This window comes from [Chlorobium] sp. 445, from assembly GCA_002763895.1.
GTDB lineage: Bacteria > Bacteroidota > Chlorobiia > Chlorobiales > Thermochlorobacteraceae > Thermochlorobacter.
This window is the reverse complement of record NSLH01000009.1, coordinates 1-21692: the sequence shown is the minus strand read 5'-3', so window position 1 is coordinate 21692 and position 21692 is coordinate 1. Positions and strand designations below refer to the sequence as shown.

General features: G+C 46.7%; 18 protein-coding genes, 1 tRNA gene and 4 pseudogenes. 15 read left to right on the top strand and 8 right to left on the bottom strand.

All coding sequences use genetic code 11. From position 1 onward, the window contains the following. Nucleotides 1–9: 9 nt before the first annotated feature. From cobT to CMR00_05105, 13 genes and pseudogenes are all read left to right on the top strand, one after another. A pseudogene (gene cobT / locus CMR00_05165) lies at nt 10–1036 on the top strand (nicotinate-nucleotide--dimethylbenzimidazole phosphoribosyltransferase). A 105-nt stretch (nt 1037–1141) separates the two neighbouring features. After that, nucleotides 1142–1330, top strand: a complete 189-nt coding sequence (locus tag CMR00_05160) for a hypothetical protein (protein ID PIO48323.1) — start codon at nt 1142–1144, stop codon at nt 1328–1330. A 155-nt stretch (nt 1331–1485) separates the two neighbouring features. Further along, nucleotides 1486–1914, top strand: a complete 429-nt coding sequence (locus CMR00_05155; protein ID PIO48322.1) for a hypothetical protein — start codon at nt 1486–1488, stop codon at nt 1912–1914. Beyond that, a complete protein-coding gene (locus CMR00_05150; protein ID PIO48321.1) occupies nt 1911–2786 on the top strand; it encodes a hypothetical protein in 876 nt (291 codons plus the stop codon). The genes CMR00_05155 and CMR00_05150 overlap by 4 nt, the downstream gene beginning before the upstream one ends. After that, nucleotides 2738–4378 (top strand): hypothetical protein, encoded by a 1641-nt coding sequence (locus CMR00_05145; GenBank protein PIO48320.1) that lies wholly within the window; start codon nt 2738–2740, stop codon nt 4376–4378. The genes CMR00_05150 and CMR00_05145 overlap by 49 nt, the downstream gene beginning before the upstream one ends. Nucleotides 4379–4425: 47 nt before the next feature. Next, nucleotides 4426–5010 carry a type 1 periplasmic binding fold superfamily protein gene (locus tag CMR00_05140; protein PIO48319.1) on the top strand — a complete coding sequence of 195 codons (585 nt, stop codon included), beginning with the start codon at nt 4426–4428 and terminating at the stop codon, nt 5008–5010. Nucleotides 5011–5123: 113 nt separating this feature from the next. After that, nucleotides 5124–6020 (top strand): methyltransferase type 11, encoded by an 897-nt coding sequence (locus CMR00_05135; protein PIO48318.1) that lies wholly within the window; start codon nt 5124–5126, stop codon nt 6018–6020. A 204-nt stretch (nt 6021–6224) separates the two neighbouring features. Then, nucleotides 6225–6299, top strand: a tRNA-Gln gene (locus CMR00_05130). A 90-nt stretch (nt 6300–6389) separates the two neighbouring features. After that, nucleotides 6390–7508: a 23S rRNA (adenine(2503)-C(2))-methyltransferase RlmN gene (rlmN, locus tag CMR00_05125; GenBank protein PIO48317.1), complete on the top strand. Its 1119-nt coding sequence runs from the start codon at nt 6390–6392 to the stop codon at nt 7506–7508. 141 nt (nt 7509–7649) lie between these two features. Continuing rightward, nucleotides 7650–8576 (top strand): S1/P1 Nuclease, encoded by a 927-nt coding sequence (locus CMR00_05120; protein PIO48316.1) that lies wholly within the window; start codon nt 7650–7652, stop codon nt 8574–8576. Between the two features lie 162 nt (nt 8577–8738). Further along, nucleotides 8739–10145 (top strand): hypothetical protein, encoded by a 1407-nt coding sequence (locus CMR00_05115; protein ID PIO48315.1) that lies wholly within the window; start codon nt 8739–8741, stop codon nt 10143–10145. Between the two features lie 183 nt (nt 10146–10328). Next, nucleotides 10329–10601 carry a hypothetical protein gene (locus CMR00_05110; GenBank protein PIO48314.1) on the top strand — a complete coding sequence of 91 codons (273 nt, stop codon included), beginning with the start codon at nt 10329–10331 and terminating at the stop codon, nt 10599–10601. 108 nt (nt 10602–10709) lie between these two features. Beyond that, nucleotides 10710–13115: a hypothetical protein gene (locus CMR00_05105; protein ID PIO48391.1), complete on the top strand. Its 2406-nt coding sequence runs from the start codon at nt 10710–10712 to the stop codon at nt 13113–13115. A gap of 119 nt (nt 13116–13234) precedes the next feature. Here the strand turns inward: CMR00_05105 and CMR00_05100 are convergent, their stop codons facing one another. Further along, entirely contained in the window at nt 13235–13531 is a 297-nt protein-coding gene (locus CMR00_05100) for a hypothetical protein (protein PIO48313.1), read from the bottom strand. Between the two features lie 53 nt (nt 13532–13584). Next, nucleotides 13585–14043, bottom strand: coding sequence for a GNAT family N-acetyltransferase (locus CMR00_05095; protein PIO48312.1), 459 nt, complete (start codon nt 14041–14043; stop codon nt 13585–13587). Nucleotides 14044–14279: 236 nt separating this feature from the next. Here CMR00_05095 and CMR00_05090 point away from each other — a divergent pair, with 236 nt between their 5' ends. Then, complete coding sequence (locus CMR00_05090) at nt 14280–15965, top strand: ABC transporter substrate-binding protein (GenBank protein PIO48311.1); 1686 nt, start codon at nt 14280–14282, stop codon at nt 15963–15965. A gap of 90 nt (nt 15966–16055) precedes the next feature. Here the strand turns inward: CMR00_05090 and CMR00_05085 are convergent, their stop codons facing one another. Next, the gene (locus CMR00_05085) at nt 16056–16898 is read right to left on the bottom strand and encodes a hypothetical protein (GenBank protein PIO48310.1); all 843 of its coding nucleotides are present in this window, start codon (nt 16896–16898) and stop codon (nt 16056–16058) included. A 152-nt stretch (nt 16899–17050) separates the two neighbouring features. On the opposite strand from CMR00_05085, the pseudogene CMR00_05080 reads away from it, so the two are divergent. Continuing rightward, a pseudogene (locus tag CMR00_05080) lies at nt 17051–17311 on the top strand (cell envelope biogenesis protein OmpA). Nucleotides 17312–17337: 26 nt separating this feature from the next. Here CMR00_05080 and mutY read toward each other — a convergent pair. From mutY to CMR00_05055, 5 genes and pseudogenes are all read right to left on the bottom strand, one after another. After that, nucleotides 17338–18428, bottom strand: a pseudogene (mutY, locus tag CMR00_05075) (A/G-specific adenine glycosylase). Between the two features lie 21 nt (nt 18429–18449). After that, nucleotides 18450–19163, bottom strand: coding sequence for a hypothetical protein (locus tag CMR00_05070; GenBank protein ID PIO48309.1), 714 nt, complete (start codon nt 19161–19163; stop codon nt 18450–18452). A 17-nt stretch (nt 19164–19180) separates the two neighbouring features. Further along, entirely contained in the window at nt 19181–19900 is a 720-nt protein-coding gene (locus CMR00_05065; GenBank protein ID PIO48308.1) for an NAD-dependent epimerase, read from the bottom strand. A 12-nt stretch (nt 19901–19912) separates the two neighbouring features. Next, a complete protein-coding gene (locus CMR00_05060; GenBank protein PIO48307.1) occupies nt 19913–20539 on the bottom strand; it encodes a hypothetical protein in 627 nt (208 codons plus the stop codon). A gap of 136 nt (nt 20540–20675) precedes the next feature. Then, a pseudogene (locus CMR00_05055) lies at nt 20676–21685 on the bottom strand (hypothetical protein). Nucleotides 21686–21692 lie beyond the last annotated feature (7 nt).

Genomic DNA, 21692 nt, shown 5'->3' with positions numbered 1-21692 from the left:
CATAAGCGTATGTTACAAAAAAATTTAGCCGAGTTAGCTCAAAAAAAATTTGATTACAAGACAAAGCCCCAAGGCTCGCTAGGCGACTTAGAGAAAATGGCGGTGCGTCTGGCTACGCTTCAAAACACGCTTTCACCCAGTGTGGGAAGAAAAAGAATTTTGGTTTTTGCCGGCAGTCATGGTGTTGCAAAGCGAGGGGTGAGTGCTTATCCTGAAGAGGTTACGGCGCAAATGGTGCTCAACTTTCTGAGAGGCGGCGCCGCAATCAATGTACTGGCAAGGCACGGTGGGATTGATTTGCGCGTTATCAACGCAGGGGTAAATGGGGATTTATCAAATGTGCAAGCGTCAAATTTTCGTAATGAACCGGTGCAAAGTGGCACGCGTGACTTTACAACAGAGCCAGCTATGACCAAAGAGGAACTTGACGCAGCGCTTGCACTAGGCAAAAGTGAAGTAGAGCGCGCAAAGCAAGAAGGCTTCGAGCTCTTGGGTATCGGCGAAATGGGAATTGGCAATACCACATCGGCAGCGGCACTTTGTGCGGCATTGCTGGCGTTGCCACCGCAAAAAGTCTGTGGCAGAGGTACAGGTGTAGATGATGAAGGCTTAAGACGCAAAATTGCAGCCGTGTGCACGGCGTTAGATCGACATGGCTCAACATGCAAAACGGCGCTTGAATGGCTAGCAGCGGTTGGCGGATACGAAATTGCGGCAATGACAGGCGCGATTTTCGCAGCATCGCAATACCGTCTGCCGATAGTGATTGATGGCTTTATTGCAACAGCGGCAGCACTCGTTGCTCTGAAAGCAAATCCAGAGGTGTCTGATGTCTGTTTCTTTGGACATCTCTCAGCGGAGGGTGCGCATCAAGATGTATTGCAACACCTGAAAGCAGAGCCAATCTTGGCACTGAATATGCGTCTGGGTGAAGGCACTGGGGCTGCGCTGGCAATGCACATTCTCGATGCCGCTGCAAAAATTGCTCTGTGAGATGGCGACCTTTGAAAGTGCAGGGGTATCAGAAAAATTGTAAGTAAATTTGTAAGTAAATGAAAACACATTTGCGCAAAGGACTATGTGAAAGTCAAAAAAATGCGTAAATTTTGAGCCTTTCCATAAACAAGCTAAACTCTAAAGTATGGCGAAAAAAGAAGCAAAAACAGCGGCAAGCAAGAAAAAAGTAGAACTTGGCTTCAAAGCCGTTAAGTTGGTTTATTCAACCAAGTCGCCGAAAACCGGACAGTGGCGCTTTTCAGAAAAACTTGTCAAGATTCCAAATGGACAGGATGATATAAAGTTTCTTGAACAAGAAATCAAGAAAGGCTAATGAGTTTTGGTGTTTAAGAGAGCACGCTAAAAACTTTTTGGAGGGTAATTTTTTAGAGAATCAAAAAATGCAACTCGCTTGCAATTACGACCCATTTGCAGATGCAATGACAACTGCGCGAGTCTTTGACAATTGTTCTATGGACGCAAAATTTGATGAAAAAAAGGAGAGGGGGCATGAAGCGTATCATCAAACTTGAATCTATTAACCTTGACGCCATTGGTTTCTCAACCTCAATGCTGTGTGCAGTGCACTGCGCCGCATTGCCATTTGTGCTTACGCTGTTGCCGCTGGTGGGACTGGAGTTTTTGGCAAATCCCATAGTTGAGATGAGCATAATAGCGCTTGGGTTGGTGGTGGGTGTCTCTGCGCTGTGGCATGGCTTTCAGCATCATCGTAACCTGGCGGCGGTAGTTGTGCTGGTGCTTGGCTTTGGTATGATTTTTCTAGCCCATTCAGGCTGGGTAAGTGAAACCGTTGAAGACACGTTGACCCCGATTGGTGCATCAGTTGTGGCGCTAGCGCATGTGGCTAATTGGCGACTAAGCAAAAGAGCATGCCAAAGTGAGTCGTGTGAGCATTGAATCCAAATTTTTTGGAAAGGTCTCAAATGCAAACCATGTGCAAGCGCAATGATGTAGTGCAGCGGCTTGTCTGTTGTGTAGTGCTTTTCTCAGCCTTGACGGGAGTGGTAAATGCGCAGACTGTATCGCTTTCAGGTTCGGTGCGCGATAGAGAGACTGGCGAAGCTATTGTGGGTGCATCAATTAAAATTTTGGGCACGCGCTTTGGGGCACTGACCAATCTTGAAGGGAAGTACCGTATTGAGAATTTGCCATTGGGAGACTATGAGCTACAGTGCAGCGCAGTAAGCTATGAGTCTCAAACTGTAGCTGTGCGGGTGATGGAAAATCAGGAGCTCAATTTCAGGCTAAGTCTGCTCAATGTCAAGAAAGAGGAAATTACGGTTACATCGGAGCGGGAGAAAGATGTGTTGCGTCAAGCGGTGCAGTCCATTGCACGCATGGAGAAAGCAGACCTTGATAAGCATCGTGGGCAGACGCTTGGAGAGACCTTGCATGAGTTGCCGGGGGTAACAGTGTTGCAAACGGGACCCTCGATTGCAAAGCCAGTGGTACGTGGGCTACATAGCCAGCGTGTGGTGGTACTCAATGCAGGGGTAAGGCAGGAGGGTCAGCAATGGGGTGCTGAACATGCGCCAGAGATTGATCCCTTTGCCGCAGCAAAAATTGAAGTCGTAAAGGGCGCTGCCAGTGTCGAGTATGGTGCAGATGCAATTGGCGGTGTCGTTCGTGTCGAGCCACGTCCTTTACCAAAAATCATGCTTTGGGTGGAGAACTTACGCTCAATGCCTTTGGCAATAATGCACAAGGAGCACTCTCAGCGTTGCTTGAAAGTGCAATTGGTGAGGCAGTGGGTTGGCGCGCCCAAGTAAGTTACCGTCGCGCTGGTGATGCGGCTACACCGCAATACTTTCTGACCAACACAGGATTCACAGAATTGAACGCTTCAGCGATGGCGGGTATTGCAGGTGACTGGGGCGAGGTTACCGCCTACTACAGTCGATTTGCGACAGAACTTGGGGTGCTTAAAAGTGCGCACATTGGCAATGTAACCGATCTGGTACGAAGCATGCAGCGTACGCAACCGATTATCACAGAGCCGTTTTCTTTTCGTATTGACTTTCCGCGCCAGCGCATTACACATGATTTGCTCTCGCTGCGTGCAAAATTGAAACTCGGTAGCTTAGGCAATCTTCAACTCAATTACGGCTATCAACAAAACATCAGACAAGAGTTTGATGCGCATGTGCCACTGGGCACAGATCCGAGTCGACGTGAGATTCCTGCCTTTGACCTGACGCTCTACACGCACACTGCTGAAGCAAAACTCAATCATTATCCGATTGCAAACTTCGTTGGGGCACTAGGTGTAGCGGCACTAGTTCAGTCTAACAAAAACTTTGGGCTTACTGGACTCATTCCAAACTTCAGCGCAGTAACAGGTGGCATATTCTGGCGAGAAGAATGGGTAAAAGACGATTGGACTGTTCATGCTGGAGTACGCTACGACTTACGCTGGCAGCGCGCCACTCCCTATGGCAGTTCGCGGATTGCACGTCAGTTAGCAAGTGGAGTGATTCAAAGTCAACAGAACTTTCAGACGGTTACGGGGGCAGTGGGTGTCATCTATCAATTTGCACCAGAGTGGTCAATTAGTGCGCAAGCTGCAACTGCATGGCGAGCGCCCAGCATCAACGAACTCTACAGTGATGGTGTGCATCATGGCACGGCGCAGTATGAAACTGGCGACCCGAATCTGCAAATAGAACGCAGTTTCAACCTTGATGCGACGCTGCGGCATATTGGCGCAAGAACGCGTTTGGAACTCTCGCTTTACCGTAACGCAATTTCAAACTTCATTTATCTTTTCCCGACGGTTGAGCCAGTCATCACGATTCGTGGTGCCTTTCCCGGATTTGAGTATCGACAGGCTAATGCGCTGCTATACGGCATTGATGGCTTTTTTGAGTGGGAGGTGTCGGAAATTGTGCGTGCGTTTGCCTCACTATCCGCAGTGCGTGCTTGGAATGAAGCGCAGCGCGAGCCGCTGATTAACATGCCATCCGACAGAGCCATTATCGGCTGCCATGTAGATTTGCCCAGCATCTTGAGTTTAGAAAAAACCTACTTAGAAATTTCTACCACGCTAGTACGCATTCAAGACCAATACCCACGACTTGAAGTGCCGAACAGTTTGCCGCCAGCAGTTTCTGATGAAGAAGCCTACAGGTTTTATGTCGAAAACCTCACACGCCCGCCAGCAGGGTATGGATTGCTTAACCTAAGCCTCGGTACTGAATTAAAAATCTTTAACCAAGAGACGGCAATAAGGCTGACTGCACAAAATGTGCTTGACCAACGTTATCGTGATTATCTGAGCCGGTTCCGATTCTTTGCTGATGATGCAGGGCGGAACATCATTTTGCGCCTAAGCATGAACTTTGGAGCAATATCAGGCAAGTAACTTGTTCTTTGAACTTTAACTTTCTCTAACAATCAAACTTATAAAGTATGTCAAAAATGAAGTTATACACTGCTCGCAATATCCTAAGTCTTTTTCTTGTAGCAATTATGCTGGTTACAACCGTAGGTTGTCGCCAAGATAACCCTGTTGATACAAATGAACAGGAAAAGATTACAACGCTAAAGCTCAAACTGACGCCAGCAGAGGGGAGGACCATAGAAGCGGTGTGGCGTGATTTGGATGGACCAGGCGGTAATCCACCTGTAATTACACCCTTGAATCTGCGCGCCGGGGTAACCTACGACGGTGAAGTAGAGGTCTTGGACGAGAGCAAAGTTCCACCGGAAGACAAAACTGAAGAGATCGAAGAAGAAGGTGATGAGCATCTCTTTACTTACACAGTAGGCGGCGGTGCACAAGGACGCCTAACTATTACACGCACTGACCGTGATAGAAACGATCTGGAAATAGGATTGCGTTTTCGTGCTCAAGTGAGCAGCGGAGCAGCTACAAGTGGAACATTGCGCGTCATACTTTACCACTATTCTTCATCGGTACGTAAAACCCCCGCTTTGCAGCCTGGACCTGAAACGGATATTGATGCGACCTTCCCTGTAAACATCGCACAGTAAGTATCGTATAACGTGCTCTGTGTAAAGCCTGATGAAAAGCCTGCATACTCGTGTAGGCTTTTTAGCTCGAAGAATAAATCGCAAGGAACGCCATGTAAGCATGCAGGGTTTCTATGGTCAAACTTTTAACAAAGATGATAAAAACATTGAAAGAGCAGCCACTACTACACGATCAGTCCTTATCACAGACACATCTGTTGCCAACGCAACAAGACCTGCTTGCGGCACAACAAGACGCAACACTAGAGCGTGTGCCAGTTGAGACCAGCGAGTGGTTTGCGCTCTGGTTCAACAGTCCAATCTACCTCAAGCTCTACGAACATCGAAATTTCAAAGAAGCAGAGAAAACGGTAGAGACAATTTTGCGCTACTCAACCATTCAAGCGCGGTGTGCTTCGCCGAAGGTGCTTGACATTGCTTGCGGTGCCGGTCGGCATGCTGTAGCGTTTGCTGAAAAAGGTTGTAGCGTAACAGCAAACGACCTTTCACCAATGCTCTTACAAGAAGCGCGTCGCTTGGCTGAGCAGCACCATGTCAAGCTCACTTTCTTGCAAAAGGATATGCGAGAGATTGACTTTAGTCAAGACTATGATCTGGTGGTTCAACTCTTTACAAGTTTCGGCTACTTTGAGGAGCCTGATGATGACAAGCGTGTGCTTGAAAACGTGTATCGTGCGCTGAAAAGTGGTGGAATCTATGTGTTGGATTTTTTCAATGCAACCTATGTGCGTAAAAATTACAAGCCGCTCACGAAGCGGATGCTAGATGGAATTTATGTCAGTGAAGAGCGAAAGATCGTAGGAGATTCCATAAAGAAGGTAATCACGCTCGTGGAGAATGGCAAGCTCAAGCGCTTTATGGAGTCTGTCAGGCTCTACAGCCACACAGAGCTGATAGAGCAATTAAGCGCAGTGGGATTTTGCATTGTCGGTATCTTAGGTGATTATGATGGTGCGCTGTTTGACCCCGACAGCTCACCACGTGTCATCATCTTTGCAGAAAAAGCCTAGAGTAAAGTTGCCGTAATTGCAGCACAAAGAAAGGCAACTTGTCTTGCAGAAAGCAAGAAGTTTTGCTATTTTCGCACAAGTAGGTTTGGAAATAGCCTCGTCTCAACCTCATTCGCAGGGTGAAGCGAAAATCCAATCTAACTCTCTACTTGCACAACAGTCCAATGGAGGACTTGAACTTAGAGACGAGGCGTATTTTAACGATGGGGTATCGCCAAGCGGTAAGGCATCGGCCTTTGGAGCCGACATTCCCAGGTTCGAATCCTGGTACCCCAACAACTCCAGTATCGCCTGCCAGGACGGACAGGCGATTTTCATTTCAAGCGTGCTGAAGCGAGGGCATAAAGCATAGAGGGAGCAGAAAGTAAAATGCAAGGGGAAGCAAAAGCGATGCAAGATCTTAAATCATTAAGTCTGAACGAGCTCAAATCGCGGTTAGCAGCACTTGGTGAGCCGGGGTATCGAGCCGAACAGATTCGGCACGCTTTGCATTCGCAGGATGTAACGGATATTGCTCAGATGACTACTCTTCCCAAGGCCTTGAGAGAGAAACTTGCCCATGAATTTTTTATCTCGCGCTTGCACCCTGTGCTGGATGTAAGTTCGGCAGAGCGTGAGAATGCGCAGACCATCAAACTGCTCTATGAACTCTCCGATGGAGCACGCATTGAGACTGTACTCATTCCTGATTTACGCGAAGGGCGCGAGCGAATGACGGTGTGCGTGTCCTCGCAAGTAGGCTGTGCACTAGCATGCAAGTTCTGCGCTACAGGCTACATGGGTTTTTCACGCAACCTCACGATTGGAGAAATCACCGACCAAGTCTTGGGCGCAATGCAGATGGCTAAAGCGCGTTACGGTAAGCGCATTTCAAATGTGGTGTTTATGGGTATGGGCGAGCCAATGCTGAACCTCGAACGGGTGATGGAAGCGATTGAAATTCTTGCGCATGACCGCTATCAATTCAAAATCGGAGAGCGTCACATTACGGTCTCGACTGTTGGGATTGTGCCCGGCATTGAACGCCTGACAGAAAGCCCTGAAAAGTTTCGGCTTGCACTCTCGCTGCATTCAGCCATTGAGGAAAAACGGCGCGAGATGATGCCGATTACAAATGTCTATCCACTCAAAGATCTCAAACAAGCCCTGCAGCGTTATGCACAAGTCAAAAAGAAGCCAGTATTTCTTGAATATCTCTTACTCAATGGCATCAATGATGGTGAAGAGGATGTAGCGGCACTCATTAAGTTTGCCCGCAGTTTTCCCTCAAAAATCAATCTGATAGATTACAATCCAATTGCTAACATGGACTACAAGCGCAGCACAGAAGAGCGCAAGGAAATGTTCCTGCGTAGATTGTCTGAGGCGAACCTAACCGTAACACTTCGACGCAGTCGTGGTAGAGATATTGACGCTGCATGTGGGCAACTTGCAACCAGTACGAGCACGGGAAAGAAAATTAAACTGGCGACGCTGCAAAGTGCCTAAAAGTTCATTCCGCTTAGGGAAGCATACCACACTGCATCTGCCACATCCAGCACTCCTACAAAAGCCACACGTTGAAAGAAAGCAACAAAGAAAATTTGCATAACTTTGCGTGCAGTCTAACCAACTTAACTCAAATTAACCATGAGAGATGTGTTCTGGATGCACCTAATCGTGGCTCTAGCACTTTTACTTTCGGTGCTCGTGCCAGCCAATGAATCAATTGGTTGGGGCTTTTGGGCGCATAAGCAAATTCACCGACGGGCTGTGCAGGCGATGCCCGAACCTGTTGCAGATTTTTTCAAAGAGTACTCAACATTTCTCATTGAGCACGCGATTGATGCTGATGATCGTCGCCGAATTGATCCGACGGAAGCTGAGCAACACTTTATCGACATTGATCGCTACGGAAGTTATCCATTTCCTGAATTGCCACGACGCTTTGAAGAAGCAGTCAAGAAATACACACTTGACACAGTGCGTGCCAACGGGGTCTTGCCATGGCGAATTGTGGCGTTTAGCGATAGCCTCACGCGTGCTTTCAAAGCAAAAAACCTCGATAGAATTCTTTACTTTGCAGTAAATGTAGGACATTACGTTGCTGATGCACATGTACCGCTGCATGCCACTGAAAATTATGATGGACAGCTGACAGGACAGAAAGGCTTGCATGCACGGTGGGAATCAGAAATTCCAGAGCGGTACATGCGGCACTATGAAGCAAAAAATGAATCTGCACCCCGCGCAAAGTATATTGCCGATAAAACCGAAGAGAGTTTTAAGTGGGTTTTGGAAAGTTATCTGATGGTCGATTCGGTATTAAAATGCGATCTCAAAGCTAAGGAAGGCTTAAAGCCTGAAGAGATCCGCACGATGGTGACGGACAAAAATGGGCGAGAGCGTGAAATCTATACGCCACTCTACTATGAGCGCTTCAAAGAGGCATTAGGCGATATGGTTGAGCGTCGGTTTGAGCAAACCATTGAGCGCGTGGCGTCGGTGTGGTATTCTGCTTGGGTAGATGCAGGCAAACCAGACCTGAAAGATTTGATGCATAAGTCACACGAGTGACAGTTTTTTGTAAAGCAGCTGCCGTTGCTTTTAGGAACGAAGTTAAGTAGAGCAGCAAGGCGCAGGGTATTGTTGTGCCTCGGGATGCAATTATATTTAGGGAACTTTCTAAGCTGCCATGCAATTTCAGATATTTAGTTTAGTTCTATCCAAGGCAAGACAATGAGTAAGGACGTGGATGTGGAACAGCAAAGGGCAACGGCAAAGGTTCAAGTGCAGAAGATGCACAGTGCGGGCATTGCGCTAGCCGAAGATATTCTTGCCGTAGAAGAGCCACTGGAAATCCGTTTAGCCGTGCAAGGCGAACAGGAAGTAAAACGCGTCGCTGTAACGATGCGTACCCCTAATCATGATGCAGAACTGGCAGTTGGATTTCTCTTCACCGAAGGCATTCTCAAACACCCCAGTCAAATTAGCCGAATTTCATATAGCGACAAGCCTATTCAGGGCGTCTTACACCACAATGTGATTTGTGTGGAACTCAAGCCTGAGGTCAAAATTGACTTCAAGCGGCTTGAGCGGCACTTCTATACGGCATCGAGTTGCGGTGTGTGTGGCAAGGTTTCAATTGAATCGGTGCAGGCTTCGGTGTGCACCGTATTTCCGAAAAATCGACCATTTTTCGAAAAGAGCATTATCTGTCGCTTGCCTGAGACCTTGCGCAAGGCACAGGCTGTCTTTGAGCAAACAGGTGGATTACATGCTGCAGCACTCTTCGATATTCGTGGCAACTTACTGATGCTGCGTGAAGATGTCGGACGACACAATGCGCTGGATAAACTCATTGGAGCAGCGTTTTTGGAGCGACGCCTGCCCTTGCATAATGAACTTGTTTTGGTGAGCGGACGCGCAAGTTTTGAACTGGTACAAAAAGCCTTGATGGCAGGAATCCCCATTATGGCAGCTGTCGGGGCACCTTCAAGTCTGGCTGTTGAATTGGCTGATGAATTTGATATGACGCTGATTGGCTTTCTGAGAGGCGAGCGGTTTAATATCTACAGCGGTGCATGGCGTGTGCGCTCTGACAGTGTCTATGCACCGATTACACCAGAATTTAACGGACAGTTTGATTTAGAAACTGCGAACCTGAAGTTGCGTCCTGTAAGTCTAGAAGATGAAGCATATTTCTTCGAGACTTGGAACGATCGGGCATTTCGTCGTTATCTTTTTGACGACCGTCCTGTACCCCGAGAGTTTGTGCACGCACAAATTGAAGAGAGTATAAAGAATTTCCGTGAGCAGCGCTTGGGGATTTGGACACTGGTGCGCAAAGATGAAGAGCGCCGTATTGGGTTTTGTGCCTTACGGTTAAGCCCGAACCGCACGGGTGTAGAGCTGGTCTATGGGATTGAGACAGGTTTTTGGGGACATGGCTATGCAACTGAAGCAAGTCAAGCCGTGCTGCGCTACGCACTGGAGAAACTGCATGTGCAGTGTGTGGTCGCAACGACAGATTGGAGCAATGTAGCCTCGCGCAAGGTGTTAGAGAAAATTGGGATGCGCTTCGACCACCTTGAGAAGGGAACACATGACGATATGGCGTATTTCATTGCAGAGTTAAGCTCATAAAAGAATTATTCTGTTATTGCAATAAACAAACAACAAAATAGAAACTTATGAAACTGCGTGTCAAAGGGAACTCGCTGCGCCTACGGCTCTCGCAAACCGAAGTAAGGCGTATTGCTGAAGAAGGGCGTGTGGAAGAGACCGTGGAGTTTGGTACTCAGCCACATCAAAAAAATGTCTTATGCGATGCAGAGTGATCCGCACGCAACTGAGATTTATGCAACTTATGAGAATTGCACGATCACGGTGTTTTTACCAGAGCAGATGGCGAAATCTTGGGCAACTTCCGCTCAAATCGGGCTTGAAAGAGAGCAAATTATCGGTGAAGGAAAAACACTTAAGCTCTTGATAGAAAAGGATTTTCAGTGTTTAACTGTAAGACCAGATGAAGATGAATCGGATAATTATCCGCACCCAGATGCAGCAGTAGGGCATAAGGCGACAAACTGCGCAAGCTAAAAAATGAAAAGACATTAAAGTTAAAAAAGTTGCAAAACTCAAACTGGAATACAAACAATGAGTGCGTTAATTGGCGAAGCAAATAGCGAGCAGCGGCATGAAAGCCTAATGGCAAATAGTGAAGCGGCAAACGATAAGGACACTAATGTCAAGACAGGGATTTCGGGAAAAGAAGAGCAGCCTGTGGCAACCACGCCAGAGCAGCCTGACGATGAGCGGTTGTCTGTAAGAAAAGCGAAAACCGTGGCAGGTGGTCTCCCAGCTGTAGCCTCTGCAATGAAGCATACGGTGACGGAAATGGGCGTGGTGCGCGGTATGAAAATGCTGTTGCAAGTAAATCAAGTTGAGGGTTTTGATTGCCCTGGTTGTGCATGGCCAGATCCAGATGATCACCGCGCTGTAGCTGAATTTTGTGAAAATGGTGCCAAAGCGATAGCAGAGGAAGCGACGACGAAGCGTATCGGACCTGAATTTTTTGCAAAACACAGTGTGGCTGAACTTTCACGACGAACGGATTATTGGCTCGGTAAGCAAGGACGACTCACGCACCCGATGGTGTTGCGCAAAGGGCAATCGCACTACGAGCCCATCTCTTGGGACGACGCTTTTAAGATGATTGCTGCACATCTTAACGCGTGCCGTACGCCCGATGAAGCCGTGTTTTATACCTCAGGGCGAACCAGCAACGAAGCAGCCTTTCTCTATCAACTGTTTGTGCGCCAGTTTGGTACAAACAACCTGCCTGATTGTTCGAATATGTGTCATGAATCCAGTGGGGTTGCACTCAAAGAAACGATAGGTATCGGCAAAGGCACGGTTAAACTCAGCGACTTTGATTTAGCGGATTTGATTCTTGTTATTGGGCAAAATCCGGGCACAAACCATCCACGGATGCTTAGCGCACTTCAATCTGCGGTGCGCAACGGGGCGAAAATCATTCATATCAATCCACTTCCAGAAGCCGGGCTGCAGCGCTTCAAACACCCACAAGAAGTCTCGGGCGTGCTAGGTAAAGGGACCACACTGGCTACACTCTTTTTGCAGGTACGCATCAACGGCGATGTAGCATTATTGAAGGGAATTATGAAAGAGATGCTTGCTGAAGAAGAGCGTACAGGAGAAGTCTTTGATAAAAAGTTCATTGCAGAGCAAACGACAGGGTTTGAAGAGTTTATCGCCGACCTACGCGCGGAAAGTTGGGAAAAAATTGTAGAGCAAAGCGGCATCGCACGTGAGCAAATTAAAGAAGCAGCCACGCTCATTATGCAAGCTAAGCGTATGATTTCCTGCTGGGCGATGGGACTGACACAGCACAAGAATGCTGTAGCAAACATCCAAGAAATTGTCAACTTGCATCTTTTGCGAGGAATGGTCGGTAAGCCAGGCACAGGACTTTGTCCCGTGCGTGGGCATAGCAATGTGCAGGGTGATAGAACCATGGGCATTTATGAAAGACCAGATCCTGCCTTTTTGGATAGACTTGCTAAGAATTTCAACTTTACGCCGCCATATCATCATGGCTATGATGTCGTAGATGCCATCAAAGCAATGTATGAAGGCAAAGTGCGTGTCTTTTTTGCAATGGGTGGTAACTTTCTCTCTGCAACGCCAGACACGAATTACACTGCGGAAGCACTCCGACGCACAAAACTCACCGTGCATGTTTCCACAAAACTCAACCGCGCGCATCTCATCACGGGTGAGGAAGCGCTCATTTTGCCATGTTTAGGGCGGACTGAACTGGACATTCAGGGTGGAAAGCCGCAGTTTGTCAGTGTAGAAAACTCAATGGGTATTGTGCATTCGTCGCGTGGTTCGCTGCCGCCAGCTTCGGAGCATTTGCTCAGCGAGCCAGTTATTGTAGCGCGCCTTGCGGTGGCAACGCTAGGGGAGAGAACCACAGTGCCGTGGATGTGGCTCGTTGAAGATTACGACCGTATTCGAGACCTCATTGAAAAAACGATTCCCGGATTTGAGCGCTATAATGAGCGTGTGCGCAGCAAAAGCGGGTTTTACCTCCCTAATGGCGCGCGCGAAGGCGTGTTCAATACAAGTGATAAAAAAGCTCATTTTAGCCGACATGCTATTCCTGAGCATCGCCTTGAAAAAGGGCAATACATTATGATGACTATCCGCTCACACGATCAATACAACACAACGATTTATGGACTCGACGACCGCTATCGTGGCATTTACAAAGCTCGGCGCGTGATTTTGATGAATCCTGACGACATGAAAGAGGCTGGTATCAAGCAAGGCGATGTTGTGGATTTGACAAGTCATTTTGAAGGAGAGCAGCGCGTAGCTAAGTACTTCGTAGCTGTACCTTTTAACATTCCGCGTGGCTGTACTGCAACTTACTTCCCAGAGGCTAATGTGCTCGTACCTGTAAATAGCATCGCAGAAAAAAGTCAAACACCAACTTCAAAGTTTGTCATCATTACGCTTGCGCCCTCGAAAGGGACAATGAAAGATGTTGAGCGTGAAGCTGAACTTGTAGAACAAAACTTGTGAGGCGTTTAGCACCAAAATCGAGCGGTATGGCTTGAGCAGAAGGGCTGGCGGCGAGCAAAATGCTGAGTCGGAATTATCCAGTAGAATTACCTAACCTTTGATTCCAACCGCATGATGCGCTAGCGTAGCTCTTGTACATCTTTGAAGAGAGCCGTGAAAGCAAGCAGAGCGCGCTCTACGTTTTCAAGACGTCGATCAACATTTTCAAGCCGACGCTCCACACTCTCAAGCTGACAGTTCATATCCACGACAACGATTTCAAGATTTTCCACTCGACGCGTGAGCGCCCTGATATCTTCCTTGATGACTCGTATATCAGTGCGCATCTCGCGAATCGCAGTGCCGTGGTCTTGCAGCGCAAGCAAGATAGCTTCGAGGAGGCGATTCGTCTTGTCTTGTCCATTCTCGCTGCTCATCGTTTCCAAATTTTTTTCAGTGAAGTATACACGGTGAAAAGTTACTCTGTTTTCTAAGTGTCTTTTGCGCAAAGAAGCATCTCAATGTGTGCAATGCCATCTTCATCGTAGGGCGCAGAGCAGCGTATGAAACCGAAATCGTTGTAGAATCGCTCCAAGTAAAGTTGAGCCCCGATGCGGATAGGTGAGTTCGGATAAAGTAAGTGCAAGCGTGAAAGGGCTTCTGCCATAAGCAGTTTACCATACCCTCTGCCACGACCTTTTGCCGTTGTCATGACTCTGCCAATGGAAGGTTCGTTGTATTTCGTGTGCGGCGGTACAATGCGGCAATACGCTAAAAACTCCCCCGCATCACTGCGTCCAACCAAATGGTACGATATCTGGTCGTAATCATCTGCATCAAGGTATGTGCAATGCTGCTCTACGATAAACACTGCTTGCCGCGCTTTGAGAATCTCGTAGAGTTCAAACGGTGTCAGGTCGCTAAACGCCTTGAAGGACCAGTGCAGCATACAGGCTCAGAAAAAAAGTGCAGCTACGGTGAAAGACCAACGATGTTACCGTAGTCAAAGCCATGTTGAAAACTTAGGCTCAAAAACTTGTTTAAAAAGGCATAAATTACAATAGTTGCAAAAAAGAGAATTGCAGTAACCAGAAAAATCTGGTGAAAAACCAGAGTCACTCAAACAAGCTCAAACATCAGTAACATGAGAAGCGCTATCTTACTTTTTTTGTGGTGTTCAGCGTAATGGCGTGCAGCAAAAAAGAAAATCAAAGTGCTGGCGCCAAGACTGCAGAGGCAACAAAGTTTGCAGCGCCGCCCAATACGCTGGTGCATACCTACCTTGCTGACTTGACGCTCAATCCAATCATTCAAAATGAAAGTAATTCGCGTGAGTTTTGCGAGATGATTTATCCAAAATTGATGCGAGAAGAATTTGATACAGCCGTTGGTCTTATCACCTATAAGCCACTTTTTGCCACACGCTGGGAAGCACGCAATGGCAATCGCGAGATTGTCTTTACACTGCGGCGCGATGTCAAATGGACAGATGGGCAGCCTGTTACCGCGCGTGACTGGCTATTTAGTTACGAACTCTATGCAGATACGGTTATCGCATCTATTCGGCAGAATTTTATTAGTGAAAACTTTTTGGCTCAAAAAAATGGTGAAGTGGATCTCAAAAAAGCCGTTGAGATTCCAAATGACTCAACACTCATTGTGCGCTTTCGAAAGCCGATGCCTATTGATTTGATGTGCAAGTACACAAATTTGCCATTCATTGCGGCGCACATTTGGAAAGAGGTCAAGCGTGAAGACTTCCGTAAGAGTGATTTTAACCGCAATCCTGAGAAGCTCATTGGCTGCGGTCCTTACAAAGTTGAGAAGTGGACACCGAACTCGGAGTGTGTGCTTGTAGCAAACAGGTCGTGCAATTTGCCAGCGCCACCGAAGATTGAGCGCATTGTGAATCGAGTCGTTCAAGAAAACACGACGCGCCTGACAATGCTGCGCACGGGCGAATCGGATGTGCTGCAAGCGGTGCCGCCTGAAGAAGCTGAAAAGATGAAAAAAGAAAACCCGAACGTGCAAATTTTGCCACGCGGTCAAGTGGTGTTTCTTTACATTGGCTGGATGAATATCGACCAAAACCTTTACAATCAATCCAAGAAAATTCAGCCGCATCCGCTCTTTGGCTCAAAGAAAGTGCGTCAAGCTCTGACGTACGCAATTAATCGGCAGGAGTATCTTGATGGTTTTTTAAGAGGATATGGTGAGTTAGCGGTTACAGATGTGGTGCCAATCTGCCGCTGGGCAATCGATGTTGAACTCAAACCATATCCATACGACGTTGAAAAAGCCAAAGCCTTGCTTGCAGAAGAAGGTTGGAAGAAGGGCAGTGATGGAATTTTGGAGAAAAATGGGCGAAAGTTCAGTTTCAAGCTGGCAATTAACAAGGGCAATAAAGGTCGGGAATTTCTTGCGGTCTTAGTTCAAAAGAACATCAAAGAAGTAGGCATTGATTGCCAAATCGAGACGATTGAATCGAATGTGATGAGCGAAAAGATGCGAACCCGTGAGCTTGATGCCTTTATTGGCGGGTTTGTGGTAGCGCCGCCCGATGTAGATCCATCCGAAATTCGCTTTTCCGACCTTGAAAAAACACCTTACAATTTCACTTGCTTTCAGAACAAGCGCGTCGATGAGTTGATTAATCTGGCTAAAGATGAGCTTGAGATACTCAATACTGCAAAGTATTGGAAAGAATACCAAAGAATTATTTACGAGGAGCAGCCTGAGACGATTGTAACGTGGTCGTCGCCGCTAATCGGCGTCAGCAAGCGTATCAAGAAAGCCATCATTACGCCTGTAGCAACTTTCGACCAGATCTGGGAATGGGAAATGGAAGGCTCAAATGTCGCTGAAAAATGATTCAGAACCTGCAAAAGGTACAAAAGAGACAAAAGAGGGTAGACCAAAAAAGGCGGATTTGAAGTCCGCCTTTTGCATTCTAAAAGAAACTTAGAAGTACATACCAATCATAGGTACAGCAAAGAAGCCATTGCGTTCAGCGACAAATGCATGGCGCAGGTCAATGCCGACAAGTAAATTGCGCAAAATGAAGAATTGAGGAATTTGGTAGTAAAAGACATTACCAACGGAGTAAAACACAGCATTCAGACCGAAAGGTGCGATGCTATTGGGTGCGATACTTGCTGAAGGTGAATAAATAGGATTGCCGAAGCCGGTCTGAGGGAAACCGAAGAAGTTCAGGTTAGACCAGAGCAATCCTACGCCAGCATAAGGACGGCTGAAGAACTGGCCGCCAAAGATTTTGACAGGAATTTCAAAGCCGAGTTCTGCGCCAAGCAAGTTGTTGTTAAGCCATGCGGCATTGCTCATTATCATCGGAGTGCCGGATGTAAAATCCGTGCCGATGGAAAGTAATCCAGTCATACCTAGGTAGAGCCCGAAAGGAAAGCTGTAGCCTACGCGCGATGCGCTACCGATTCCGTAGCCTAAGCCAAAACCATAGCCTGCACCTGTCATCATTGTGATACCAAGACGCTGTCCTGACCGAAGAGACTGAGTACCATTGACCATCGGAATTGGTTGCGACGTTTCAAGTCCAGGGTAGGGCGTAGGTTTCACGGACTCAAAGCCGGCACTGGGTGAAGGTTTATCTTCACGAGAGAGGATAGAAGGAGCTGTTGTAGTTGTTGGAAATCCTGTTGGGTTCGTGGCATTCTTATCTGCGGAAAGGCGAGTACCGAATTGAGCATGTGCAGAAGTAGCCAAAAGCATCAGCGAGAAGAAAAAGATGTATCGCATACTGAAAGCAAATTTTGTTTGAAGGTAAGCCATTTCTTTAAGTTAGCGACGCGCTGAAAAAGTTTCAAATCGTTTGTAAAGAGTCTCTGGTAAAAAAAAATTCTGTTATTGCAATAAAAAAAAAAGGTAAACATCTATATTCTAGGAACTTCAACAAACCAAGCGCAAAGAAAGGAAGACACACTATGGCGGACGCATCCTATTACATTGAGATCAATGGCAAACAATATGATCGCAAACTTATTGAATTGGCAGAGGAATCGGTCAAGGGGCGTGGTGACGGACGCATTTCGCTGAGCGATGCCCAAAAGCTCTTAGCGGCAGTCAAAGATGGCAATGTTTATACAGATATTGAAAAAGCAACAATGGAGTATGTGCGCGAAAACTACAAGTTTACGCCAGAAGCCGATGAGTGGTTCCGCACAGAGATTCGTAAGTGGGCGGCAACCAAGTAACTGCCAGCACAAAATTTTTATGGCATTGCACTGAAGAGAGAAGGCTGTGGTGCGCTGCGTAAAGCCTCAATGACGCTTTTATTGGCTTTAGGAAAAGCATAGTTTGGCAGCTCATCAATTGGAACCCAACGCACCTCTTGACTTGATTTTGCTTGGGCCTCACCTGAAAGATATGTACAGTGAAAGGCGTGAAGGGTAATTTTGAAGTGCGTGTAAGCATGTTTCACCTCTGCAAACTTTTCGCCAACTGATACATTCAAGCCTGTTTCTTCAGCGATTTCGCGTCGGCAGCACGCTTCAAGTGATTCACCAGTGCGCAATTTACCGCCGGGAAATTCCCATAAGTTGCCCAAAAGTCCTTCGGCTTTACGCAGCGCAATTAGCACGGTGTTACCACGATGCACAACGCCAATTGCAATATGATGATGTGGCACAGGTGACTTGCGCGACTTAAACGGCAGTTTGCTAACAGCATCATGCTGGAATGCATAGCAGCCTGATTGGAGAGGGCAGCGTACGCATTCAGGTTTTTAGGTAGGCAAACAGTTGCTCCAAGTTCCATGACTGCTTCGTTAAATGTGCCTGCATTTCCCTTGGGGAGATAACGCATTGCTATGGCTTCAATTTGAGCTTTTGTTGAGTGCTCGCGCAAGTCACTCTGGATACCAAAGTAACGCGCAAAGACGCGCAGTACATTTCCATCGATTGCTACGCAATCCTCACCAAATGCTATGCTTGCAACGCTGGCAGAAGTGTAATCGCCGAAGCCTTTGAGCGTGCGTAAGTCTTCGCGAGTGCGCGGTAGCATCCCATCAAACTTTTGCATAATTGTCCTTGCCGCATGCTGTAAATTGCGTGCCCGTGCATAGTAACCAAGCCCTTCCCATGCTTTCATGAGCTCATGAGAATCTGCATTTGCTAGTGATTCAATTGTTGGAAATTTTTCTAGAAAGCGCCGGTAGTAGGGAATCACAGTAGCAACTTGTGTTTGCTGCAGCATGACTTCTGAGACCCAGATGTGGTAAGGATTGCGCGTGTGTCGCCAAGGTAGATCTCGCTTATTTTTGCAAAACCATTCTATTAAGACTTCTGAAAACTCTTTACTCATAAGGTACTCTAAAAAAAGAGCTTAGTCGGTCAATAAAAATATCTGAGATAAATGCGTAAGTGAAGCGACCACGTGGCAATTTTCGCGTGGAGTCAGAGTTCTATCCAGCAAAACAGCGTGCAGACCTGCTGAAGTTGCACCAATGACATCAATCGAATACACATCACCGACATAGACACATTCTTGTGGTGAGAGCTCGAGGCGCTCGAGGGCGAGTGTAAAAATTCGAGGGTCAGGTTTTTCCACACCAACGTGGTGTGAATCAATCACAAATTCCAGATAATTGCGCAAACCATGCTGAATGGTGAGGGCTTCAGCGCGCCCATCAGAGTTAGAAATCATGGCGAGTCTGTAAGACGATTGCAAGGTTTGCAGGGTCTCGATGGTATTTGGCAGAAGGTATCGCCAGAGGTTATCACGAGCGTGCTCGCGTAGGATGAAGTCATGAATGTATGTTGCACGGTCAGGGAGTGCTTCTTCTGGAAGCGGGAGTGCAGCGAGCAGATGTTCAAAAAAGAGAGGCAAACGTGAAGCATCAGTAGTTGCTTTATTTTCAGCGACGATGCGGCTAAGCGTGTCAGTAGCAATCGATACAGCTTTGAAAAAATCATCTTCGCTGAGCGCAACTTTGAACTGCTGCTGAAAGGCATCGTGAAAGAAAGGATAACTCAGGTGGAGCAGAGTGCCCCCCAAGTCAAAAATGATAGCTTTGATGTCGTTGGGACTGAAGCGCATAGCTGAGAGATTAAGGTTTAGGCTGGGCTTGCTTGTGGTACAGCACTTGGTGTAGGCAACGCATCGAGGTATGGCAGTAACGAGGATTGTGATTCTTCGTTGAGACGAATGGCTTCAAAAGTATTGTTTTTTGTCTTGGGATGCCAGAGCGAGAGCACAGCTAGTTCAGCCACGTCGCTGCGATCAATCAGACCAGAGATTCTATCACCCACATCCAGCTGCAGCTTATGCTTAAGTGGTTCGCCATCTTTCAAGCCGCCTGGTCGGATAATCGTGAAAGTGCGTCCTGCTGTAGAGAAAACTTTTTCAAGATGCAGTTCTGCGCGGCGTTTTTGGGACAGGATACCACCGAAAAGATTGAGCGGGTGAAAGGGTTTTGTTACGGCAATCGAGCTGATGAGAATAAAGTGCTTAACGCCAGCGTCAGCCGCAGCATCAATGAGGCGGATAGTGCCGTCACCATCGACCTGGACGGGAGAGCTTTCGCCGAGCATAGCGGTTGCTCCAAGAGCGCAAATAACGGCATCACATGCCTTGACGCATCGCTGCACCGCTGTTTCATTTTGGATGTGACCAAGTTCGACTTCAATGTTATTAAACTCGGCAAGTTTATCAGCTTTTCGTGCAAAGGCACGGGTCGAAATCTCGTAGTGCAAGAGTCGGCGGACAACCCACAAACCAGTACGACCAGTGGCGCCGGCGACTAAGACTTTACCTTGAAATTTTGGAGTACTCATTTTGTAGAGAAGTTATTTCAAAAATGCAAACGTTGTATTTTGCCAGAGTGAATAGTGTATGGAATACACGACGCCTGCATCAACAATCATGTGTAGGACAACAATTCCCCAAACATCCTTGAAGAAAAAATATAGCGCTGACCAGCACAGGACTAACGCAACTTGGAATGGGAAAAAAAGCTGCTTGAAAATAACTTTATCAGGCGGGAGCTCTGAGATGGGTATCACATGTGGCGGCAAAGTATTAATCCAAAGGACGCCATGAATAAATCCGCTAAAAACCATAAACAATAAGATGCCGCCAAGAAAAAGATAAGGCGATTTATCTGTGAAGTTACGCATCATGTTTTCACCAAGCTTAAAGACTGCAAGAAAGACAAAAGTTTCACAAGAGCCATTTAAGATTGCAAAAATGACAAATGTAACAGGATCAAAGGGGCGATTGCCATTGCTGGTTGCGTTGTAATAAACATAGATATTCGCTAGAACAATGATAAATGAAGCAAGAAAAAGTAGGTTTCGTTTGGTGGCGGTGTCACGGTCAGGCGGCGTTTGTTTTTGAGGAAAAAGTTCCTCGCTAAGAAAAAATATGGCACAAATAATGCCAATAGCCCAATAAGCAAGAACAAGTAGTGTCATTTTGAAGAGCAGGTTAAGAAAGTATTATTTTCTACTGAAGACGCCAACTTTTTCTTTTCCAAAAACTTTTTTAGTATAAGCAGTATTAAAATAAAATACACAGCATATTTTCACAGAAATAGGCAATATATTAGAGTTAAGGCGCATTTCTGTAAATCCAGTCGGCGATGAAGACGTTAGTCTCGCCACGCATTTTACCATTGCGGTTAGATGCAAAAATAATTTTCTTGCCATCACGTGTGAAAATTGGAAAGCCATCAAAATCAGGACAGCGCGTAATGCGTGTAAGGCCTGTGCCATCTTCATTGATAAGGTATAAGTCGAAATTGCGCCCTCGAACCGTATCACCAAGGTTAGATGAAAAAATAATTTGCTTATTATTTGGATGAAAGAAGGGCGCGAAATTAGCTTTGCCATTACTTGTAACCTGACGTCGATTTTTTCCATCTGCGTCAATTACATAGATCTCTAATTTATTTGGACGAATCAGACCTTGTTCAAGCAGTTCAAAGTAAGATTTCATTTCTGCACTGTCCTGAGGTGCAGAGGCTCGAAAGACTATTTTCTTGCCATCCCATGAGAAAAATGCACCACCGTCGTAGCCGATATGATTGGTAAGTCGCTTTTGATTTCTCCCGTCGATGTCCATTGTGTAGAGTTCAAGATCGCCATCACGAACGGAAGTAAAGACAATTTTATCGCCTACGGGTGAGACTGTGGCTTCAGCATCGTAGCCGGGTGTAGTGGTAATTTGGCGTAAGTTTGCACCATTGGTGTCTGCAAAAAAATGTCGTAACCTTTGTAGAGCGCCCAAGTATAGCCTTTTGAAAAATCTGGTGGTGGCGGACAGTCAGGACTGGCAGCGTGAGTAGACGCATAGAGAATTGTTTTTCCATCAGGCAAAAAATATGAACACGTGGTTCGCCCTTTACCGGTGCTCACAAGGCGCTTGTTTGAACCATCGAGGTTCATGATGTAAATCTGGTCGCAATCTTGTCCGACTGAGCGTGATTGAAAGATGAGTTGCTTTTCATCAAACGATAGGTACGCTTCTGCATTTTCTCCTCCAAAAGTAAGCTGGCGCACATTTGCAAGGAATTTTTCTTCGCCTTTGTAGAGCAACGTGAGTGAATCAAAATCGGCAATTTCAGAA